This window comes from Pseudomonas sp. 13B_2.1_Bac1 (assembly GCF_025466155.1).
Classification (GTDB): Bacteria; Pseudomonadota; Gammaproteobacteria; order Pseudomonadales; family Pseudomonadaceae; genus Aquipseudomonas; species Aquipseudomonas aylmerensis.
The window spans coordinates 1-239 of the sequence record NZ_JANLOH010000041.1 but is presented as its reverse complement, the minus strand read 5'-3'; the positions used below and the strand labels follow the sequence as shown (position 1 = coordinate 239).

General features: G+C 60.3%; 1 protein-coding gene. It reads left to right on the top strand.

What is annotated here, in order from left to right:
* Nucleotides 1-12 precede the first annotated feature (12 nt).
* The coding region (locus NTD80_RS09555; RefSeq protein WP_262133328.1) for an RHS domain-containing protein at nt 13-239 on the top strand (227 nt) is incomplete at its 3' end.

Genomic DNA, 239 nt, shown 5'->3' with positions numbered 1-239 from the left:
CTGTTGCAGGAGGTGGAACACGGATTCGGCAGCCTGTACGTGTATGCCGATCCCGAGAGCTACGAACCGCTGGCACGAATTGACGGCAAGCTTGGCAGCGAAGAGATCTTCTACTTCCACACCAACCTCGCCGGGTTGCCGGAACAGCTTACTGACGAGGCCGGGCTCAGCGTTTGGCACAGCGAGTACGAGGGCTGGGGTAATAGCCGGGATGAGTGGCATGAGCAGCGAGTGAGGCG